At 67.9% G+C, this 20554-nt stretch carries 16 protein-coding genes; 5 read left to right on the forward strand and 11 right to left on the reverse strand.

The window, feature by feature from the left end; genetic code table 11:
* The first annotated feature begins 77 nt into the window (after positions 1-77).
* Complete coding sequence (locus AC3RCC_RS03215; protein WP_492257568.1) at positions 78-1685, forward strand: gamma-glutamyltransferase; 1608 nt, start codon at positions 78-80, stop codon at positions 1683-1685.
* A gap of 232 nt (positions 1686-1917) precedes the next feature.
* Here AC3RCC_RS03215 and AC3RCC_RS03220 read toward each other — a convergent pair whose 3' ends face one another.
* The 6 genes from AC3RCC_RS03220 to AC3RCC_RS03245 all read right to left on the reverse strand — a co-directional run bounded on the left by AC3RCC_RS03220 (position 1918) and on the right by AC3RCC_RS03245 (position 10273).
* Positions 1918-3504, reverse strand: a complete 1587-nt coding sequence (locus AC3RCC_RS03220; protein WP_492257569.1) for an ABC transporter substrate-binding protein — start codon at positions 3502-3504, stop codon at positions 1918-1920.
* Positions 3505-3695: 191 nt separating this feature from the next.
* Positions 3696-5189 (reverse strand): amidase, encoded by a 1494-nt coding sequence (locus AC3RCC_RS03225; protein ID WP_492257570.1) that lies wholly within the window; start codon positions 5187-5189, stop codon positions 3696-3698.
* A 113-nt stretch (positions 5190-5302) separates the two neighbouring features.
* On the reverse strand, positions 5303-6700 hold the full coding sequence (lpdA, locus tag AC3RCC_RS03230; protein ID WP_291633747.1) for a dihydrolipoyl dehydrogenase: 1398 nt from the start codon (positions 6698-6700) through the stop codon (positions 5303-5305).
* A 16-nt stretch (positions 6701-6716) separates the two neighbouring features.
* Complete coding sequence (locus tag AC3RCC_RS03235) at positions 6717-8021, reverse strand: dihydrolipoamide acetyltransferase family protein (RefSeq protein ID WP_492257571.1); 1305 nt, start codon at positions 8019-8021, stop codon at positions 6717-6719.
* Positions 8021-9037 carry an alpha-ketoacid dehydrogenase subunit beta gene (locus AC3RCC_RS03240; protein ID WP_291633751.1) on the reverse strand — a complete coding sequence of 339 codons (1017 nt, stop codon included), beginning with the start codon at positions 9035-9037 and terminating at the stop codon, positions 8021-8023. Before AC3RCC_RS03240 ends, AC3RCC_RS03235 begins: the two co-directional genes overlap by 1 nt.
* A 3-nt stretch (positions 9038-9040) precedes the next feature.
* The gene (locus AC3RCC_RS03245) at positions 9041-10273 is read right to left on the reverse strand and encodes a 3-methyl-2-oxobutanoate dehydrogenase (2-methylpropanoyl-transferring) subunit alpha (protein ID WP_492257572.1); all 1233 of its coding nucleotides are present in this window, start codon (positions 10271-10273) and stop codon (positions 9041-9043) included.
* 209 nt (positions 10274-10482) lie between these two features.
* Between AC3RCC_RS03245 and AC3RCC_RS03250 the strand changes: the two genes are divergently transcribed.
* Complete coding sequence (locus AC3RCC_RS03250) at positions 10483-10983, forward strand: Lrp/AsnC family transcriptional regulator (RefSeq protein WP_492257573.1); 501 nt, start codon at positions 10483-10485, stop codon at positions 10981-10983.
* 25 nt (positions 10984-11008) lie between these two features.
* On the opposite strand, the gene AC3RCC_RS03255 is transcribed toward AC3RCC_RS03250, so the two are convergent.
* The 5 genes from AC3RCC_RS03255 to AC3RCC_RS03275 all read right to left on the reverse strand — a co-directional run bounded on the left by AC3RCC_RS03255 (position 11009) and on the right by AC3RCC_RS03275 (position 17358).
* Positions 11009-12253 carry an aminopeptidase gene (locus AC3RCC_RS03255; RefSeq protein ID WP_492257574.1) on the reverse strand — a complete coding sequence of 415 codons (1245 nt, stop codon included), beginning with the start codon at positions 12251-12253 and terminating at the stop codon, positions 11009-11011.
* 121 nt (positions 12254-12374) lie between these two features.
* Complete coding sequence (gene ggt, locus AC3RCC_RS03260) at positions 12375-13970, reverse strand: gamma-glutamyltransferase (RefSeq protein WP_492257575.1); 1596 nt, start codon at positions 13968-13970, stop codon at positions 12375-12377.
* A gap of 101 nt (positions 13971-14071) precedes the next feature.
* A complete protein-coding gene (locus tag AC3RCC_RS03265) occupies positions 14072-15655 on the reverse strand; it encodes an ABC transporter substrate-binding protein (protein ID WP_492257576.1) in 1584 nt (527 codons plus the stop codon).
* A gap of 81 nt (positions 15656-15736) precedes the next feature.
* Entirely contained in the window at positions 15737-16456 is a 720-nt protein-coding gene (locus AC3RCC_RS03270; RefSeq protein ID WP_291633764.1) for a GntR family transcriptional regulator, read from the reverse strand.
* 200 nt (positions 16457-16656) lie between these two features.
* On the reverse strand, positions 16657-17358 hold the full coding sequence (locus AC3RCC_RS03275; protein WP_291633766.1) for a FadR/GntR family transcriptional regulator: 702 nt from the start codon (positions 17356-17358) through the stop codon (positions 16657-16659).
* A 278-nt stretch (positions 17359-17636) separates the two neighbouring features.
* On the opposite strand from AC3RCC_RS03275, the gene AC3RCC_RS03280 reads away from it, so the two are divergent.
* Genes AC3RCC_RS03280 through AC3RCC_RS03290 form a run of 3 tightly spaced genes read left to right on the forward strand, consistent with a single transcriptional unit; the run spans position 17637 to position 20511 of the window.
* Positions 17637-18629: a TRAP transporter substrate-binding protein gene (locus AC3RCC_RS03280; RefSeq protein ID WP_291645978.1), complete on the forward strand. Its 993-nt coding sequence runs from the start codon at positions 17637-17639 to the stop codon at positions 18627-18629.
* A gap of 44 nt (positions 18630-18673) precedes the next feature.
* Complete coding sequence (locus tag AC3RCC_RS03285) at positions 18674-19195, forward strand: TRAP transporter small permease (RefSeq protein ID WP_291633770.1); 522 nt, start codon at positions 18674-18676, stop codon at positions 19193-19195.
* A gap of 11 nt (positions 19196-19206) precedes the next feature.
* Complete coding sequence (locus AC3RCC_RS03290; RefSeq protein ID WP_291633772.1) at positions 19207-20511, forward strand: TRAP transporter large permease; 1305 nt, start codon at positions 19207-19209, stop codon at positions 20509-20511.
* Positions 20512-20554 lie beyond the last annotated feature (43 nt).

The raw sequence follows: 20554 nt of genomic DNA on the forward strand, positions 1-20554 counted from the left end.
AGCCCTTCGCCGGCAGCCGGTGACCGCGGCCGGCGGCCATGCAAGCTTGGCGGTGAGATCGTCCGGAGAGACCGAATATGACCATCGAACCGCGCCGCGCCGAAGCCTATCGCACGCAGAACTGGAAGCTGGAAAAACCGGCGGCGCGCGGGCGCGGCGGCATCGTCGTCTCGCAGAACCACGAGGCGGCCGCGGCCGGCGCCGCGATCCTCGAAGCCGGCGGCAATGCCGCCGACGCGGCGGTCGCGACTGCCTTCGCGCTGGCCGCGGTCGAGCCCTGGAACAGCGGCCTCGGCGGGATCGGCTTCGGCGTCGTACTGAAGGCTGGCGAGAGCCGGGCGCAGGTCGTCGATTTCGGGCCGGTGGCGCCGCGCCGGGCCGACCCGGCCGATTATCCGCTGACCGGCGAGATGAAGCTCGATTTCTTCGCCTGGCCGGGCGTGGTCGGCGACCGCAACATCCACGGGCCGCTCTCCTTCTGCATCCCGTCCTCCGTCGCCGGCTACAAGACGCTGAAGGAGCGCTTCGGCACGACGATGCCGGTCTCCGAACTGCTCCAGCCGGCGATCGCGCTGGCCAGGCGCGGGCTGGCGCTCGATTGGTACACGACGCTGAAGATCGCCTCCTCGGCCGCGATCCTGCGGCTCTATGAGGAGAGCGCCCGGATCTACCTGCCGGACGGGTTGCCGCCGGTGCCGCCCTATCAGGGCGTGCCGGGCTTCCGGCCGCTCGGCAATCTCGCAGCGACGCTGGAGCATCTGGCCAAGGCCGGACTCGACGATTTCTATCGCGGCGAGCTGGCGAAGCGGCTTGCGGCCGACATTGCCGCGGCCGGCGGCGTCGTCGATGCGCAGGACCTCGCCGATTGCGTCGCCAGCGTGCGCGAGGCGCCGGTGATCGACTGGCGCGGCACGCATCGCATCCACACCGCCGGCGGGCTGACCGCGGCACCGACGTTGCAGGCGGTGATCGAGGGCATGGCGGACAGCCGGCCCCCCGCCGGCGTGCCCGATGCCGCCTGGTTCGCCAGGCTCTCGCAGGTGATGCGCCAGGCCTATTCCAGCCGGCTTGCCGGCCTCGGCGCCGCGCAGATGGCGAAGGAGCCGGGCGAGACCTGCACCACCCATCTCACCGTGGTCGATGGCGCGGGCAATCTCGTCGCCCTGACCACGACGCTGCTCTCCTCGATGGGCAGCCGCTATGTCCTGCCCGAGACCGGCGTGCTGATGAACAACGGCATGATGTGGTTCGATCCGCGCCCCGGCAGCGCCAACGCGATCGCGCCGGGTGCTCGCCCCTTGTGCAATATGTGCCCGGTGGTGGTGACGCCGGCCGATGGCGGCTGGCCGCGCCATGCCGCTGGTGCCTCGGGCGGACGCCGCATCCTGCCGAGCGTCTATCAGACGCTCGCCTTCACCCTGGATTGCGGGATGAGCCTCGAGGAGGTCGCGCACCAGCCGCGTATCGACGTTTCCGGCCCGGACGGGGCCAGCGCCGATGCCCGCTTGCCGGAAGCGACGCTGGAGGCGCTCGCGGCCGCCGGGCCACTGACCGTGGTCGAGCATGGCGTGCTGCCGCTGAATTTCGCCTGCCCGAACATCATCCGGGCGGAAAAGGGCGCGGCGGAAGGGATCAGCGACGCTGCCTCGCCCTGGTCTGCGGCGGTGGCGGCGGGAACGGCGTAGGCGCACGAGCCACCGCGGTAGAACCCCTCTCCTGGAAGGAGAGGGGTAGGGGTGAGGTGTTCGGGAGAGAAATCGTTGGCCTGAACGCGGCTGGGTGGTGAGCGCTCGCGGAGCTGGTTCGACGGCCTACACCTCACCCTACCCTCTCCTTACAGGAGAGGGTTCCCCGCACCTTACCGGCACGAGATTCTCGGGTCAGCGCTGTGCGCCGCCCGAGAATGACGGCGAGGCCTCAAACCCGCTTCAGCCCCCAGGGATAGGGCGCCGAGCCCGGCAGCATGCCGGTCAGGTTCTTGCGATAGGCGGTCTTGATGACGAACTGGCCGAGCGGGATGGTGGCGCATTCCTCCAGCGCCAGCCGGCCGAGCGCGACCGCCGCCTTCTTCTGCGCGGCCTCGTCCGGCGCGTAGAGCCATTCCTCGGCCAGTTCCTCGGCCTTGGCATTGGTCCACCAGCCGAACCAGCCCTTCTCGCCGGGGCCGCGTACGAGGTTGGACAGAGCAGGGTTGCCCCAGCCGACCGCCGCGCCGGTGGTGTGGAAGATGCTCCAGCCACCCTTCTCGACCGGCTCGCGGCTGTTGCGGCGCTGGATCACCGTGCCCCAGTCGCTCGCCGCCATCTCGACATTCATGCCCATCGACTTCAGCAGCTCGTAGGTGACGTCGCCGAGCGGGCCGATATCGGGGAAGTCGGTCGGGTTGATGATGACGACCTTCTCGCCGTTGTAGCCGGATTCCTTCAGCGCCGCCTTGGCCTTGTCGAGGCTCTGCGGCATCAGCTCCTCGAGCTCGCCGGTATAATAGGGCGTGCCGCGCCACCAGAGGTTCCGGCAGACCTGCCAGGCGGTGGTGTCGTCGCCCTGCGAAGCCCGCATATAGTCTTCCTGGTTGACACCCATGCGGACGGCGGCGCGCACCTTCGGATTGTTGAAGGGCGGCTGCAGATGGTTCAGCCGCATGATCGAGCCGCGGCCGTTCTTGTCGATGACCTCGCGGGTGACGTCCGGGCTCCGGGCGAGCAGGGGCTGGAGATCGGCGAGCGGACGCTCCCACCAGTCGATCTCGCCCTTGGTCAGGGCGGCGGCGGCGGTCGCCGGGTCGGGCAGGATGTGCCATTCGACGCGTTTGAAATTGGCGACCTTGCCGCCGGCATTGCGGCTCGGCGGTTCGCTGCGCGACTTGTAGGCCTCGTTCTTCTCATAGGCGACGCGGCTGCCGGTGACGTATTCGCCCGGAATGAACTTGTAGGGTCCGGAGCCGATCATCTCGGTGATCTGCTTGGTGGCGTCGGTCTGGGCCAGCCGTTCCGGCATGATGAAGGGTGGGTTGTCGGCCTTGGCGAGGCAGTCCAGCATCATCGGGAAGGGCCGGGTCAGCTTGATCTCGATGGTGCGCTCGTCGGGTGCGTTCCAGGCCTCGACGGCTTTGGCGAGCAACTGGCCATAGGGATCGCGCTGGCACCAGCGCTTCAGGCTCTGGATGCAGTCGGCCGACCGCACCGGCTGGCCGTCATGGAAGGCGAGGCCTTCGCGCAGCTTGATCTTCCAGACCTTGCCGTCGGCGGAGGTCTCATGGCCCTCGGCCATTTGCGGCTGCGGCTTCAGGTCGAGATCGCCGCCATAGAGCGTGTCGAAGATGTAGTAGCCGTGATTGTTGGTGACGGTCGCCGTCGTCCAGATCGGGTCGAGCGAGGTCAGGTTGGCCTGCGGCGCCATCTTCAGCACGGTCGCGCTCGCTCCCTGCGCGAAGGCCTGCTGCGCCATGGCTGGCGCGAAAAGGGCGGCGGCTGCCGTGCCCTGCAAGAACTGGCGGCGTTTCATATGGTCTCTCCCCTTTTGTGATTGGTTGGTGCGGAAACTCTCCGTCATTCCGGGGCAGGCCGTAGGCCTGAGCCCGGAATCCAGAGCCGAGACGTTGATCGTGAAGCCTCCGGAAGCGGTATGTCCATCCTGAACGGGCATCGGTTCTGGGTTCCGGGCTCGCCCCTTCGGGGCGCCCCGGAATGACAACCCTAGTCGAAGCCGAGGAAATTCGGGCTGCCGGCGAGTTTCGGGGCGGCCTTCAGCCTGGCGATATCCGGTACCGGGCGGGCGGTGAGCGGATCGCCGGCCAAGAGCGCTTCGAGCGCCGCCGCAACCGCGAGAACTTTGGCGTCGCCGCCGCGCGGGCCGACGATCTGCAGGCCGAAGGGCATGCCGTTGCGGTCGAGGCCGACCGGCAGCGAGATCGCGGGATGGCCGACGATGGTCACCGCATAGGCCATGGCGAGCCAGTGGAAATAGGTCCGCGTCGGCTTGCCGTCGATCTCGGCCGGGTAGAGCTCGGACCAGGGCCGCGGCGAGAGCGTCATCGCCGGCGACAGGATGACGTCGTAGTCGGTAAAGAAGCGCTGCCATTCATTGTAGATCACGGTCTGCTGCTTCAGCGCCCGGGTGATGTCGAGCGCGCCATAGCGCAGGCCTTCCTCGACATTGGCGCGGACATTGGGGCCGACCTTCTCCGGCGTGTCGCGCACCCGCTCATACTGTCCGGCGAGGAAGTTGACGGCGCGCAGCACCTCGAAGCTCTCATCGGTGCCGGCGCAGTTCGGCGTCGCTTCGTCGGCGCGGGCGAAGACCTTGCTGAAGCGGCCGACCTTGTCGGCGAAGACCTCGCGGATGTGCTTCTCGGTCGGAGCGAAGCCGAAATCGGGGGTGATCGCGACTTTCAGCGCGGCGAGGTCGCAGGCCTGCGGACGGGCGAAGTCCTCGGGGCGGCGCACCGAGCTGCCATGGATCGTCGTCGCCAGCGGATCGCAGGCGTCGTCGCCGACCATGGTCGAAAGCAAGAGACAGAGATCGGGGACGGTGCGGGCCATCGGGCCGAGCACCGAAAGCGGGTTCCAGCCGAGCGCCCGCTTGTCGCTTGGCACCAGGCCGGGCGAGGGGCGGAACCCGACGATGCCGTTGAAGGCGGCCGGATTACGCAACGAGCCGCCGGTGTCCGAGCCGGTGGCGATCGGCACCATATTGGTCGCGAGCGCGACGCCGGAGCCGCCGGAGGAGCCGGCGGCGGAGCGCGAGGGATCGAAGGGATTGCCGGTGACGCCGTAGACGGCGTTGCGGGTATTGGCGCCGGCGCCCCATTCGGGCGTGTTGGTCTTGCCGACGATGACGGCGCCGGCCTTGCGGACGGATGCGACGATCAGCTGGTCCTGTTTCGGCACGTGATCGGCGAAGAGCGGGCTGCCATAGGTGGTGCGCAGCCCGGCGACGTCTTCCAGGTCCTTGATGCCGATCGGCAGGCCGTGCAGGGCGGGCAGGGCCTCGCCGCGCATGGTCGCCGCATCCGCCGCCTTCGCCGTGGCACGGGCGCGTGCATCGTCGCGGGCGACTACGGCATTCACCGCGGGATCGACCGCATCGATCTGTGCCAGGCAGCTTTCGAGCAGTTCGCTGGCGGAGAGCTTCTTCTCGCCGATCAGGCGGCGGGCCGTCACGGCATCGAGATCGCAGGGTTCGGTCACGTCAGCAGGCTCCGGCAGTCAGGGCGGGCCTGTCGCGGCCCATTCCTGCCAGTCGAAGCGGCCTGCGCCGCTACGTCAACCCTCGCCGGGTTGTACCCCTGTCTGCGTTCACCTCAGATGTGCAGGGCGTGGCCGAGCGCCTTCAGCGCCGATTCCTGGAAGGCCTCGCCCAGGGTCGGATGGGCGTGGATCGTGCCGGCGATGTCCTCCAGCCTCGCTCCCATCTCGATGGCGAGGCCGAAAGCGGCAGAAAGCTCCGAGACGCCCTGTCCGACGGCCTGGATGCCGAGGACGAGATGGTTGTCGGCGCGGGCGACGACGCGGACGAAGCCGGCCTCGCCATGGCGGGTCATGGCGCGGCCATTGGCCTGGAAGGGAAACTGACCGAGCTTGACCGCGAAGCCGGCGGCCTTGGCCTCCGTGGGCGAAAGACCGGCCGAGACGATTTCGGGATCGGTGAAGCAGATCGCGGGTATGCAGGCCTTGTCCCAAATCCGCGGCTCGCCGGCGACGATCTCGGCGACCATCTCGCCCTGCGCCATGGCGCGATGGGCCAGCATCGGCTCGCCGGTGACGTCGCCGATGGCGTAGATGCCGCGCATCGAGGTCTCGCAGCGCTCGCCGATGCGGATGAAGCGGCCATCCATGTCGAGTACCAGTTCGTCGAGGCCGAGCCTGCTGGTCGCAGGGGCGCGCCCGACCGTGACCAGGATCTTGTCGGCCTGAAGCTCGCGCTCCTTGCCGTCGGCGGTCTCGATGCGCAGGCCGCCGCCCTTGGCGGTCGGACCGAGCGCCTTGGCGCCCGTCAGGACCTCGATGCCGAGTGCCGAGAGACTCTTGGCGACGGGCGCGGTCAGCTCGGCATCGTAGAGCGGCAGGATCTTGTCCTGCGCCTCGACCACGGTGACCTTGGCGCCGAGCTTGGCGAAGGCAGTGCCGAGCTCGAGCCCGATATAGCCGCCGCCGACCACGACGAGGCGCTTCGGCAGTTCGGTCAGCGCCAGCGCGCCGGTCGAGGAGATGACATTGCCGCCGAAGGGCAGGAAGGGCAGCTCGACCGGGACGGAGCCGGTCGCGATCACGATCGTCTCGGCCTTGATCAGCTTCGGGCCGGTCTCGGTCTCGACCGCCACGGTCTTGCCGTCGCGGAAGCGGGCCTGGCCGTGGACGATCTTGACCTTGGCCTTGCGCAGGAGCGCGGCGACGCCGTTGTTGAGACGCTGGACGATGCCGTCCTTCCAGGCGACGGCCTGCTTCATATCGAGCTTCGGCTCGGCGGCGGTCAGGCCGAAAGGCGTCTTGCCGGCGGCGGCATGGGCGGCCTTCTCGAACTCCTCGGCGACATGGATCATCGCCTTTGAGGGGATGCAGCCGATATTGAGGCAGGTGCCGCCGAGCTTGGTGCTCTCGACGATGACGGTGTCGATGCCGAGCTGGCCGGCGCGGATGGCGCAGACATAGCCGCCCGGGCCGGCGCCGATGACGAGGAGCTTGCAGGTGATGTCGGTCATGGCTCGCTCCCGCCGCTCACAGGTCCACGAACAGTGTCGCGGGGGTTTCCAGCAACTGCTTGAGGCGCTGCACGAAGACGGCGGCGTCCCAGCCGTCGACGACGCGGTGGTCGAAGCTGCAGGAGAGGTTCATCATCTTGCGCGGCACGAAGGTGGCGCCGTCCCAGACCGGGCGGACGACCATCTTGTTGACGCCGACGATCGCGACCTCTGGATGGTTGATCACGGGGGTGGTGGCGATGCCGCCGAGCGCGCCGAGCGAGGTGATGGTGATGGTGGAGCCGGTGAGCTCGTCGCGCGTCGCGGTGCCGTCGCGGGCACGCTCGGCAAGGCGCGACAATTCGAGGGCGCAGCCCCAGAGGTCGCGCGCCTCGGCATGCTTGACTACCGGCACGATCAGGCCCGACGGCGTCTGCGTCGCGATGCCGATGTCGATGCCGGCATGCTGACGCACGATCCCGGCTTCGTCATCATAGAGCGCGTTGATATTGGGCTGCTCGCCGAGCGCCTTGACCATGGCCCGCATCAGGAAGGGCAGCAGGGTCAGCTTCGGCCGCTCGGCGGTCGGCTTCTTGTTGAGCGCGGCGCGCAGGTCTTCGAGAGCGGAGACATCGACCTCTTCGACGATCGTGATGTGCGGGATGCGCGATTTCGACAGCGCCATCTTCTCGGCGATGCGACGGCGCAAGCCCACGACCTTGACCTCGGTCACCGCCGTCCTGGCGACGAGCCCACCCTTGGCCGGGGCCTCGGGGCCGCGCTGGATGAAGGCGTCGATGTCCTCATGGGTGATGCGGCCGGCCGGGCCGGAGCCCTGGACCTGGCGCAGGTCGACGCCGGCCTCGCGTGCCTTCAGCCGGACGGCCGGGGAGGCCAGCGGCTTTTCGCCGGCGGCGCGGCGCGGGGCGGCGACGGGTGCCGGGCGGGCGGGTGCAGCTGCGGGTTTCGGCGTCGATATCTGCTTGGGGGCAGGCTCGGAAGCCGTGACCGGGGCCGTCGGGGCCGTCGCGGCGGGCTTGGCCCTGGGCGGCTCGACCGGCGCTTCGGCTTCGGCCGGCTCCTCGGTCGCGGTGCCGTCGCCGGCGACCTTGAGCTTGACCAGCGCCGAGCCGATCGCGACGGTGTCGCCGATCTCGGCACCGACCCAGGTGACCTCGCCCTCGACCGGGGAGGGGATCTCGACGGTGGCCTTGTCGGTCATCACCGCGGCGATCAGATCATCCTCGCGGACGATGTCGCCGACCTTGACGTGCCACTCGACCAGCTCGGCCTCGGCGATGCCCTCGCCGACATCCGGCAGCTTGATGATGCGCTCGGCCATCAGCGGCTCTCCATGATCTCGCGCAGCGCAGCGCCGACGCGGGCGGGGCCGGGGAAATAGGCCCATTCCTGGGCATGCGGATAGGGCGTGTCCCAGCCGGTGATGCGCAGGACCGGCGCCTCCAGATGGTAGAAGCAGTGCTGCTGCACCAGCGCGGCCAGCTCCGCACCAAACCCTGACGTCAGCGTCGCCTCGTGCAGGACGATGCAGCGCCCGGTCTTCGAGACCGAGGCGATGATCGCGTCGAGATCGAGCGGCAGCAGGGTGCGCAGGTCGATGATCTCGGCGTCGATGCCGGTCTCCTCGGCGGCCGCCTGCGCGACATGGACCATGGTGCCGTAGGTGACGATGGTGACGGCTGCGCCCTCGCGGCGGATCGCCGCCTTGCCGAGCGGGATGGTGTAATGACCTTCCTCGACCTCGCCGAGCTCGTGCTTCGACCAGGGTGTGACCGGGCGGTCGTGATGGCCGTCGAAGGGGCCGTTATAGAGCCGCTTCGGTTCGAGGAAGATCACGGGATCGGGATCCTCGATCGCGGCGATCAGCAGGCCCTTGGCATCGCGCGGATTGGACGGCACCACCGTCTTCAGGCCGGAGACGTGGGTGAACAGGGCTTCCGGGCTCTGGCTGTGGGTCTGGCCGCCGAAAATGCCGCCGCCGGTCGGCATGCGGATCACCATAGGGCAGGTGAAGTCGCCGGCCGAGCGGTAGCGCAGGCGTGCCGCCTCCGAGACGATCTGGTCATAGGCCGGATACATGTAGTCGGCGAACTGGATCTCGACGCAGGGGCGCAGGCCATAGGCCGCCATGCCGATCGCGGTGCCGACGATGCCGAGCTCGCTGATCGGCGCGTCGAAGCAGCGGTTGACGCCATATTTCTGCTGCAGGCCGTGGGTGCAGCGGAAGACGCCGCCGAAATAGCCGACATCCTCGCCATAGACGACGACATTGTCGTCGCGGCCCATCGAGACGTCGAGGGCCGAGCGGATCGCCTCGATCATGGTCATGCGGGCCATGGCTCAGACTCCGATCTGCTGGCGCTGGCGGCGCAGATGCGGCGGCAGCTCGGCATAGACGTCCTCGAACATGTCGCGGGCGGAGGGCTTGCCGCCGGCATGCAGCGTGCCGAAGCTCTCGGCTTCCTTCTGGGCGGCGATCACGGTCGCCATGATCTCGGCCTCGGTCTGCTTGTGGCGCTCCTCGGTCCAGGCGCCGCTCGCGATCAGGTGCTGCTTCAGCCGGACGATCGGGTCGCCGAGCGGCCAGTCGTCGGATTCGTGCTTGGGCCGGTAAGCGGAGGGATCGTCCGAGGTCGAATGCGCGCCGGCGCGATAGGTGACGTATTCGACCAGCGTGGGCCCAAGATTGCGGCGGGCCCGCTCGATCGCCCATTGCGCGACGGCATAGGTCGCGAGGTAGTCGTTGCCGTCGACCCGGAGCGCCGGGATGCCGAAGCCGAGGCCGCGGGCGGCGAAGGTGCCGGAGCCGCCCCGCGCAATGCCCTGGAAGGTCGAGATCGCCCACTGGTTGTTGACGACGTTGAGGACGACCGGGGCCTTATAGGTCGAAGCGAAGACGAGCGCGGCGTGGAAATCCGACTCGGCAGTCGAGCCGTCGCCGACCCAGGCGGCGGCGATGCGGCTGTCGCCCTTGATCGCCGAGGCCATGGCCCAGCCGACGCCCTGGACGAACTGGGTGGTGAGATTGCCCGAGATCGAGAAGAAGCCGTGCGCCTTGGAGGAGTACATCACCGGCAATTGCCGGCCCTTCATCGGGTCGCGCTCGTTCGAATAGATCTGGCACATCATCTCGACGAGCGGATAGTCGTGCGCGATCAGGAGCCCGGCCTGGCGATAGGTCGGGAAGTTCATGTCGCCCGGGCCGAGCGCGATGCGGAAGGCGCAGGAAACCGCCTCCTCGCCGGTGTGCTGCATGTAGAACGAGGTCTTGCCCTGGCGCTGCGCCATCTGCATCCGGGCATCGAAGGCGCGCAGCGTCAGCATGTGGCGCAGGCCCCGGATCAACTCGTCCTTGGAGAGATCGGGCACCCAGGGGCCGACCGCCTCGCCCTCGCGGTCGAGCACGCGGATGATCGAATAGGCGAGGTCGCGGATTTCCTTGGGGTCGACATCGACCGGCGGGCGCTGCACCGAGCCGGCCTTGGGGATCACGACATGGGAGAAGTCCGGTTTTTCGCCGGGGCGACTGGCCGGGACGGGAACATGGAACCGAAGCGGTGAGGGGTCTGTCATGTCCACGCTCCCTAGGCTCTGTCCGACCCAGCATTCCGCGCCACGATGCGGGCCGCAAGGCACGTTTGCAGGTGCGCCCGTCTGGGCGCCGTCCTTATGCGGGCATGTTAAGGCTGTGAAATACCTATTTCTTGCCGAAATGGCCTTGTGATCGACTTATTCTCGGACGATATTTCTGCTGTTTTGATGTATCGCGGAAAATTCATTCTATGGCGGCAAAGGCGCGGCGCGGCGATGAGCTCGATGCGATCGACCGGCGCATTCTCTCGGCCCTGAACGAGGACGGCCGGCTGACGATCAACGCGCTCGCCGAGAAGGTCGGCCTGTCGCCCTCGCCGTGCTGGACGCGGGTGAAGCGGCTCGAGGAGAGCGGCGCGATCGAGAAATATGTCGCGGTGCTTAACCATCGCGCGCTCGGGCTCGACAATGTCGTCTTCATCGAGATCACGCTCGACAAGCATGACGACAAATTGCTCGACCGCTTCGGCGAGGCGTTGGCGCGCATTCCCGAGGTGGTCGAGGCCCATCTCGTCACCGGCGACTATGATTATCTGGTCAAGGCCGTGGTCAGCGGCACCGAGCACTATGAGCGCTTCCTGCGCGAGAAGATCTACCGGCTGCCGGGCCTGCGCCAGTCGCGCACGACCTTCGGGCTGCGCACGCTGAAGCGGGCGATCTCGGTCGACCCGCTGCAGATCGCGCCGGGGTGAGCGGCGCGATCGGCCGGGCTCGGGCTTAGGCCCATTCGCCCTTGCGGAAGACGGCGACGCGGCTGCCATCGGCCCTGATGCCGTCGATGTCGACCTCGCCGGAGCCGATCATCCAGTCGATATGGATCAGGCTCTTATTGCCGCCCTGCGCCGCGATCTCATCGGGCGTCAGCGTGCTGCCGTCGACGAAGCATTTCGAATAGCACTGGCCGAGCGCGATATGGCAGGAGGCGTTCTCGTCGAAGAGCGTGTTGTAGAACAGGATGCCGCTCTGCGAGATCGGCGAGGAATGCGGCACCAGCGCGACCTCGCCGAGGCGGCGGGCGCCCTCGTCGGTGTCGAGCACCCGGTTCAGCACCTCCTCGCCGCGCGAGGCCTTCGCCTCGACGATGCGTCCTTCTGCGAAGCGGACCTGAATCTCGTCGATCAGCGTGCCCTGATAGGAGAGCGGCTTGGTCGAGGAGACATAGCCTTCGACCCGGCGCGCATGCGGCGTGGTGAAGACCTCCTCGGTCGGGATGTTGGCGTTGCAGGTGACGCCGTTCTTGGCGGTCGAGGCGCCGCCCTGCCATTCATGACCATCGGCGAGGCCGATGGTCAGATCGGTGCCGGGCCCGGTGAAATGCAGGGCCGCGAAGCGCTGGCCGTTCAGCCATGTCGTTCGCTGGGCAAGAGCTGCGTTGTGGGCGGCCCAGGCGGAGACGGGGTCGTCACGGTCGACGCGCGAGGCCGCGAAGATCGCCTCGGCGAGGCGCGCGACGGCGATCTCCTCGGCGTCGTCCTTGAAAACCTGACGGGCCCAGGCGGCGCCGGGATAGGCGATGATGTTCCAGTTGATGTCGAAATTGGCGATCTTCTCCAGCGCCGGCTGATAGGCGAGCGAGTTCGCCTTGTTGGCGCGGGCGACCTTGGACGGGTCCTCGCCCGAGAGCAGCATCGGATTGTCGCCGACGATGGCGAGGCGGGCGGTGTTGGCGGCGAAGGCCTTGGCGGCACCCTCATGCAGCCAGCCGGCGGCGCGGTCGAAGCTGCCATCCTTGCCGTAGCGATAGCGCGCCAGGGTCAGCTCCTCGTCGGAGAAGATCGGCGTGACCAGGCCGGCGCCGGCCTTGTAGGCGTGCTCGGCGATGCGCCGCACCAGCGGCAGCGCCGCCAGCGGGGCGGTCAGGAAGAGGTCCTGCCCCTCCTGGAGATTGAGGCCGACCTTGACGGCGACCTGCGCCAGCCGGTCGAGCTTGACCGGGTCGACGACGGGGAGGTGCTGGTTCATGAGAGAGTCCGGGTCAGATTCGCGATGAGGCGGGCATTGCTCGCGCAAAACCTTCGCAGGTCAACTGCGCCGATGCCGGCGCAGCATTCGTGCAGCGCCGGACACCGAGCCCTTCGGCCATTCAGAGGCCGAGCGCGCAGCCGTCTTTGCGCGGATCGGAGCCGCCGGTCAGCGTGCCCTTCTGCCAGTCGATCCAGATCGCCTGGGCGCCGCCCATCGGCGTCTTCGGCGGCTGGACCTTGAAGCCGCGGGCCGCCAGCGCGGGACCGACGCTGGCGCGCAGGCGTCCCTCGACCTCGACCGTCGCCGTGCCCGGCAGCGGGAACAGCCGCGGCAGGTCGATCGCCTCCTGCAAATCGAGGCCATGGTCGAAGAGCTTGGCGAGGAAATGGGCATGGCCCATCGCCTGGTAGTGACCGCCCATCACGCCGAAGGGCATCACGACGCGCTCGCCCTCGGCGACCATGCCGGGGATGATGGTGTGCATCGGGCGCTTGCGCGGCGCGACCGCGTTCGGGTGGCCTGGCTTCAGCACGAAGCTCTGGCCGCGATTGTGGAAGAGCACGCCCGATTTCCTGGTCATCAGCCCGCTGCCATAGGGCGAGAAGATCGAGTTGATGAAGCTGACCGCGTTCCGGTCCTTGTCCACGACGCAGATATAGACGGTGTCGCTGTGCTCGGCGCCGGCAGGCAGGACCGGCAGCGGCTCGGTGGCGCGGGCGGGATCGATCGCGGCGGCGAGCTGGTCGGCGAGCCCGTCAGAGAGCAGCAATTCGACCGGCACCTTCTCCTGCGCCATGTCGGCGACGAGCCGGTCGCGCGCCGCATAGGCGAGGCGCGTCGCCTCCAGCTCGATATGCAGGTTCCCGGCCTCGAGCGGGCCGCCCTTGGGCTGGAAGCGTTCGAGGATCTTCATGATCATCAGCGCGATGATACCCTGGCCGTTCGGCGGGCATTCGTAGACGGTGCGACCGCGGAAGCTCGTGCTGATCGGCTTGACGTATTCGCCCTGCGCCGCGGCGAAATCCTCCAGCGTATGCAGGCCGCCGGCAGCCTTGAGATGCGCGACCATCTCGGCGGCGATCTCGCCGCGATAGAAGGCGTCCGGCCCCTCGCGGCCGATCGCCTCCAAGGTCGCGGCAAGGCCCGGCTGATGCTGGACGGTGCCGGCCTGCGGCGGCTGGCCGTCGACGAGGAAGGTCGCGGCGGCGTTCGGGTCGCGGACCAGCGTGTCGTGCTGGCCGGCGAGATCATAGGCGACGCGCGGCGTGATGGCGTAGCCCTCGCGGGCGAGAGCGATCGCCGGCTGGAAGATCTCGGAGAGCGGCAGCCTGCCATGGTCCTTGACCAGCCGCGCCCAGGCCTCGACCGCGCCCGGCACCGTGACGGCATGCGGCGAATGCCGCTCCAGCGTGGTGATGCCGGCCCTGGCGTACCAGTCGAGCGTCGCGGCTGCGGGCGTGCGGCCGGAGCCGTTATAGGCGCGGATATCGGTCGAGCCACCGGGTGAATAGAGCACGAAGCAGTCGCCGCCGATGCCGGTCGAGCCGGCCTCGACCACGCATTGCACGGCGCAGGCGCCGACCGCCGCGTCGATCGCATTGCCGCCGGCGCGCAGGATGTCGAGTGCGGCCAGCGTCGCGGCCGGGTGCGAAGTCGCGGCCATGGCATTGCGGCTGATCGCGAGTGAGCGGCCGGGGAGTTCGAAATCGCGCATCGGGCAGGTCTTTCGTCGGGCAGGCCGGCCAGGGGCCGGGGTTCGGGTGGGGCCGGCGCGGCAAGGAACGTCGCGCCGGCTTTAGGGATTGCGGGCGGGCCTCAGCCCTTGCGCAGATTGGTGAAGACCGGGACGCCGTTCAGCATGCCGGTCAGGTTCTTGCGATAGGCGACGGGCTGGAAATACTGGCCGGCGGGCACGTAAGGCACGTCCTGCATCGCCTGCAGCTGGATCTCCTGCGCGATCGCCTTCTGGCCGGCGAGATCGGGCGCGTCCAGCCAGCGCGCCCGCAAGGCCTCGATCGCCGGGCTGTCCGGCCAACCCGGGCTGCCCTTGGCGCCGTTGCCGCGCAAGGGCGAGCTCGTCGCCGGCGAGCCGAGGTCGAGCCCCGACCAATAGGTGATGTAGCAGCCCCAGCCGCCCTGCTCGACCGGGCTGCGATTGCTGATGCGCTGCAGCACGGTGCCCCAGTCGGCGGCGACGAAATCGACATTCATGCCGATCTTGCGCAGGGCGTCGGCCGCGACCTCGGCGGCAAGCGCGATACGCGGCACGTCCTGGCCGGCGAGGAAGACGACGCGCTCGCCCTTGTAGCCGGCGGCTTCCAGCTCCTGCTTGAGCTTGCCGAAATCCTTCGGCGTCTTCAGCGCCTCGATACCGACCTCGGACGCCATTGCCGAATTGCTCGGGAAGAAGCCGAGGCTGCCGCGCTCGACCTCGGGGTCGCCGCCGCAGACCGCGTTCATGCAGTCTTCCTGGTTGATCGCCTTGAGCACGACGCGGCGGATGGCGGGATTGCTGAACGGCGGCTGGAGGTGGTTCAGCCGCAACTGCCCGGCCATGCCGCTGCGATCCTTGACCGCGACGGTGATGTTCGGGTCCTTCCGCAGCAAGGGCAGGAGGTCGATGATCGGCTGCTCGACCCAGTCGACCGCCCCGGTCTGCAGCGCCGAGACCGCGGTCGCCGGGTCGGGCATCACATTGAACTCGATCCGGTCGAGGAGAGGCGTACGCGGGCCGGCGGTGAAGCTCGGCGTGCCCTCGCGCGGCACATAGCCCTCATGCCGGGCGTAGACATGGCGGGCGCCGGCGATGCGCTCGGCCGTGAGATAGCGATAGGGCCCGCTGCCGATCGCCTCCGGAATTTGTTTGAACGGGTCGGTCTGGGCCAGCCGCTCCGGCATGATCGCCGCGACGAGCGCGCTCGGGCGGGCGAGCGCCGCCGGCAATTGCGGAAAGGGTCGGCGCAGGCGGAAGAGGATGGTGCGGTCGTCCGGGGCCGACAGCTCCTCGGTCGCCGCCATCAGCGCCTGGCCGAAAGTATCGCGCGCGCCCCAGCGCCTGATCGAGGCGACGGCGTCGCGGGCCAGCACCTTGCTGCCGTCATGGAAGACGAGGCCGGGGCGCAGCGTCAGCGTCCAGCGCTTGCCGTCATCCTCGACGAGATGGCCTTCGACCATTTGCGGCTGCGGCTGGAACTGGTCGTCGAGCCCGTAAAGCGTGTCCCAGACGAGAAGCGCGTGAGTGCGGGTCGAATAGCCGTTGGTCCAGATCGGATCGATGATCGCGACGTCGGAATAGGGCACGAAGCGCAGGGTCTTGGCGTCCTGCGCACGGGCGATCAGCGGAGCCGCGGGCAGGAAGGCGGTGACGGCGGAAGCTTTCAGAAACTGGCGTCGATCCATGATGATCCCCTGTTCTTGTCGTGGTCCCCGGACGTCCTCCGATGGCTGCCGGCTTCGCGCGGCAGCTGCTGGTCTTCTGGTTCAGGTGGATTCCGATGCTGCCGGCTGTACCGATTGGGCTGACCGGCGCGCCGCCGGATACCCGCTGCTGCGCAGGAACGCGGCAAGCTTGGGCGCGGTGCGCATGACATGCTCGCGCATCACCGTTTCGGCCCGGGCGGCATCGCCGCTGCGGATCGCCGCGACGATCTCGTTCTGGGCCTGGGTCGCCGTGCTCGGCCGCGCGACATGGTGGAGCCAGACCCGCATATAGGGCTCGACGGCGATGTGCAGCGCCGCGATCTGGGCGATGAGCTTGGGCCGCCGGCTCAGCCCGCAGATATAGGCGTGGAAGGCCTGATGCGCGGCGAGCCAGGCATCGCCGCCGGCTTCCCCGGCGCGCTGCATGCGGGACAGATGGTCGTCGAGCTCGGCGAGGACGGCGGCATCGACGCGTGCCATGGCGAGGCGGACGGCAAGCCCCTCCAGGACCGAGCGGATCTCGAAGGCCTCGAAGATCTCGTCGACGGTCAGGCCGGCGACGACGCAGCCGCGATTGGGCCGGATGATTACGAGCCCCTCATTGGCGAGCCGCTGGAAGGCTTCGCGCACCGGCATCCGGCTCATCGCCAGCTCCTGCGCGATCGCCTCGGGGATCAGGCGCTCGCCCGGCTCGTAGCGGCCGCTGCGAATGCCGGCGAGGATGGCGAGATAAGCCTCGTCGGGCGCCGTGCCCGGAGCTGGAGCGCGTGTGAAAGCCATGCCGTTGCTTGCCCCACGCCCGCGATCCGAATTGGTCGCAGACGCTTCACTGTCTAAGTGTATCCACTGATACAGTTGAGCAGATGAGGATGCGGACGGTCAAGCGCTGCCATGGCCGGGCACCGGGTGGCGACCTTGTGGCCGCATGATTGCAGTTCGGAAAGATGATCGCCCGGGCTGGTGCGCCGAGCCCCGGGGGGTCAGTGATGGGCGCGATAGCGGATCAGCGCGGCGCCGAGATGGGCGCGCATCGCTTCCCGGGCCGCCTTGGCTTCGCGGCTGGCGATAGCGTCGACCACACGGCCATGCTCGACCTGCAATTCGGCGTGATATTGCTGGTCCGACAGGCGGTCGTCGCGCAGGCCGCCGAAGCGCCCGCGCGGGATGATCAGCGGGCCGATGAAGGCGAGGAACTTCTCGAAATAGGGGTTGCCGGTTGCGCGCGCGATGGCGACGTGGAACTCGAAATCCGCCTGGCCGCGGTCGCCGGTCGCGGTCCGCAGTTCCTTGTCGATGTCGCGCAGCCGTGCCTTGATCGTCCGCAGGGCGGCGGCGGAATGACGTTCCGCCGCGAGCCCCGCCGCCTCGACCTCGACGCTCATCCGCAGTTCGAGGATCTGCAGGACGTCGGTCAGCTTGCCATCGGCGTCCGAGACCAGCTCGAAGGGCAGGCGACGCGCGCCTGAGCCGACGAAAACGCCGACGCCCTGGCGCGATTCCAGCAGCCCGTCGGCCCGCAGCGAGGCGATCGCCTCGCGCACCACGGTCCGGCTGACGCCGTATGCCGTGCAGAGCTCCGCCTCGGTCGGAATCTTGCCGCCCGGCGGATAGTCCTGGGCCGCGATCTTCTGTGCCAGTCGTCGGGCGAGCTGCGTCGACAGGCGTTCTCTCTTGCCCAGCATGTACGAGGCCTCGAATTTCACACAGCCGCAGTCGTTAGAATGGCGCTCCGCGCCCGGCAACGGGAGCACGCATTTGGTATGACATCCGATCAATAATCCGCCGCCTGCAGGGTGCAAGCGGTTGCGGAAAGATGGGGCACGCGTCCCCGGCTTTCCGTTTGACATGTATGACAACTGACGACAGACTACGTCAAATCGAGCGATCGCAACGTATCGCGGCCGGGTCAGGCGCCACCTGGCGGGCCTTGGCCAGTCACCAATCAGATGAGGGGGATTCCATGTCGTCGATCAGCAAGCTTTTTGCCACTGTCGCCTTCACCGCAGCCGCCGGTTTTGCCAGCCTCTCGGCCCAGGCGCAGACCAGCTGGACGATGGCTTCGGGCTATCCGGAAAGCAGCTTCTTCACCCAGAACATCCGGCAGTTCATCAAGGAGGTCGAGGAGAAGAGCGGCGGCAAGCTGAAGATCGACCTGCGCTCCAATGACAGCCTGATCAAGCTCGACGCGGTCAAGCGCGCGGTGCAGTCGGGCCAGGTCCAGATCGGCGAGATCCGGCTCGGCGTCTACGGCAACGAAGCTGCGATGTTCAACCTCGACAACATTCCCGGCGTCGCCACCGACTATGACAAGGCGACGCTGCTGAAAAACGCGCAGCTGCCCTTCTTCGAGGCGATGTTCAAGAAGAACGGCATGCGCGTCCTGACCTATGTCGCCTGGCCTGGCCAGGGCTTCTACACCAAGGCGCCGGTGACCTCGCTCGCCGATCTGAAGGGCCAGAAGCTGCGCATCTATTCGAAGCAGACCCAGATTCTTGGCGAAAAGCTCGGCATGGAGGCGCTGATCATGCCCTTCGCCGAAGTGCCGCAGGCCTTCTCGACCGGCATGATCCAGGCGCTCTGGACCAGCGCGCAGACCGGTACGGACGTGCAGATCTGGGATTATGTGAAGCACTTCACCTATACCGGCACGATGCACAACAAGAACGCGATCATCGTCAACGAGAAGGCGCTGCGCGCGCTCGATCCGGCGACGCAGAAGGTGCTGATCGAAGCCGGTGAGCGCGCCACGGCGCGGGGCTGGGAGCTCAGCAAGAAGGCGAGCGCCGAGCGCGAGCAGGTGCTGAAGGACCATGGCGTGACCATCGCGCAGGCGCCGAAGGAAGTGCTCGACCGGATCGAGGCGATCGGCAAGGAGATGGTCCAGGAGTGGCTCGCCACCGCCAATGACGCCGAGAAGGCCGTCTACGAGGCCTATCAGAAGAGCATGAAGTAAGTCCCCAGGCACCGCTGCCCAGCTGCAGGAAACGGGGGCTTTCCGTGCTCAGAGCCTTTCTCGACAAGCTCTATCGCGGCTGCGGCTACATCGCCGCAGCCTTCATGGTCGGCATCGCCGTCACCATCATCGCCCAGATGGTGGCGCGGCTGCGTGGCGTCACCCTCGACGCCACGGAGGCCGCGGGCATGTGCCTCGCAGCCTCCACCTTCTTCGGGTTGGCCCATACCTTCCGCTCCGGCGCGCATGTCCGCATCAACCTGATCGTCGATCGGCTGCCGCCGGGCCTGCGGCGCCCTGTCGAGCTCTTCAACAGCCTGCTCGGCACCGTGGTGGTCGGCTATCTCGCCTGGCATGTCGGGCAACTCGCGCTGCAATCGCACGAGTTCAACGATATCAGCCCGGGCCTCCTGGCCATGCCGTTCTGGATCCCGCAGATGGGCGTCGCCTTCGGCATCGCGGTGCTGTGGATCGCCTTCGTCGACGAACTGGTCTGGCAGCTGAAGGGCGGTCGCCCGCGCTATGAGGCGCCCGACGAGATCGGCCTCGACAAGCCCGTCGCCTGAAGGAGACTCTCGTGGATCCTGTCGTCGTTTCCTCGCTGGTCCTCGCGGGCCTGCTCCTTGTGCTGCTCGCCGGTGGCGTCTGGGTGGCGCTGTCGCTGCTGACGGTCGGCATGGTCATGATGGGGCTGTTCACCTCGGCGCCGATGGGTTCGCTCATTGCCTCGACGCTGTGGGATTCGAGCTGGGGCTGGGCCCTGACCTCGCTGCCCCTGTTCATCTGGATGGGCGAGATCCTGTTCCGCTCGAAGCTGTCCTCGGACATGTTCCAGGGGCTGGCGCCCTGGGTCTCGCGCCTGCCGGGCCGGCTGCTGCACGTCAACGTGCTCGGTTGCGGCATCATGGCAGCCGTCGCCGGCTCCTCGGCCGTGACCTGCGCCACGATCGGGCGGATGAGCGTGCCGGAGCTGCAGCGGCGCAACTATCCGCTGAACGTCACCATCGGCACCCTGGCCGGCTCCGGCACGCTCGGTCTGCTGATCCCGCCCTCGATCATCATGATCGTCTATGGCGTTACCGCCGAGGTCTCGATCGCGCGGCTGTTCATCGCCGGCGTCGTGCCCGGGCTGCTGCTGATGGTCCTGTTCATGGGCTACACGGCGATCTGGAGCCTGTTCAATGCCGACAAGATGCCGCCGCCCGAGCCGGCAGTGCCTTTCCTCGAGAAGCTCTATCTCTCGCGCCGGCTGATCCCGGTGGCGCTGCTGATCGGCTCGGTCGTCGGCTCGATCTATGGCGGCATCGCCACACCGACGGAAGCCGCGACGATCGGCGTGATCGGGGCGCTGATCCTGGCGGTGGCCGGTGGCGGCTTCACCCGCAAGGACTTCATGGAAGGCCTGATGTCGGCGATGCGCACCTCGTGCATGATCTCCTTCATCATCGCCTGCGCCGCCTGTCTGACGATCGCCGTCGCCTTCGTTGACATCCCGCGGGCCCTGGCGAGCTGGGTCGCGGCGATGAATCTCTCGCCCTATGCGCTGCTCGCCGTGCTCGCGGTCTTCATGCTGATCCTCGGCTGCTTCCTCGAGGGCATCTCGATCATCGTGCTGACCTCCTCGGTGATGCTGCCGATGGTGCAGGCGGCCGGGATCGACCTGCTCTGGTTCGGCATCTTCGTGGTGGTGCTGATCGAGGCGGCGCAGATCACGCCGCCGGTCGGATTCAACCTGTTCGTCCTGCAGAGCATCACCGGCAAGGACATCCTGCAGGTCACGAAGGCGGCGATCCCCTACTTCTTCGTGCTGATGCTGCTTCTGGTGCTGATCGTGGTCTTTCCGCAGATCGTCACCGGGCTGCCGAAGATGATGCAGGGCTGAGGAAGCGCGCGGCCGGAACGGGGGCTTGGATCCGCTCCCGACC

The organism is Allobosea sp. GW823-FHT01F03, from assembly GCF_058798075.1.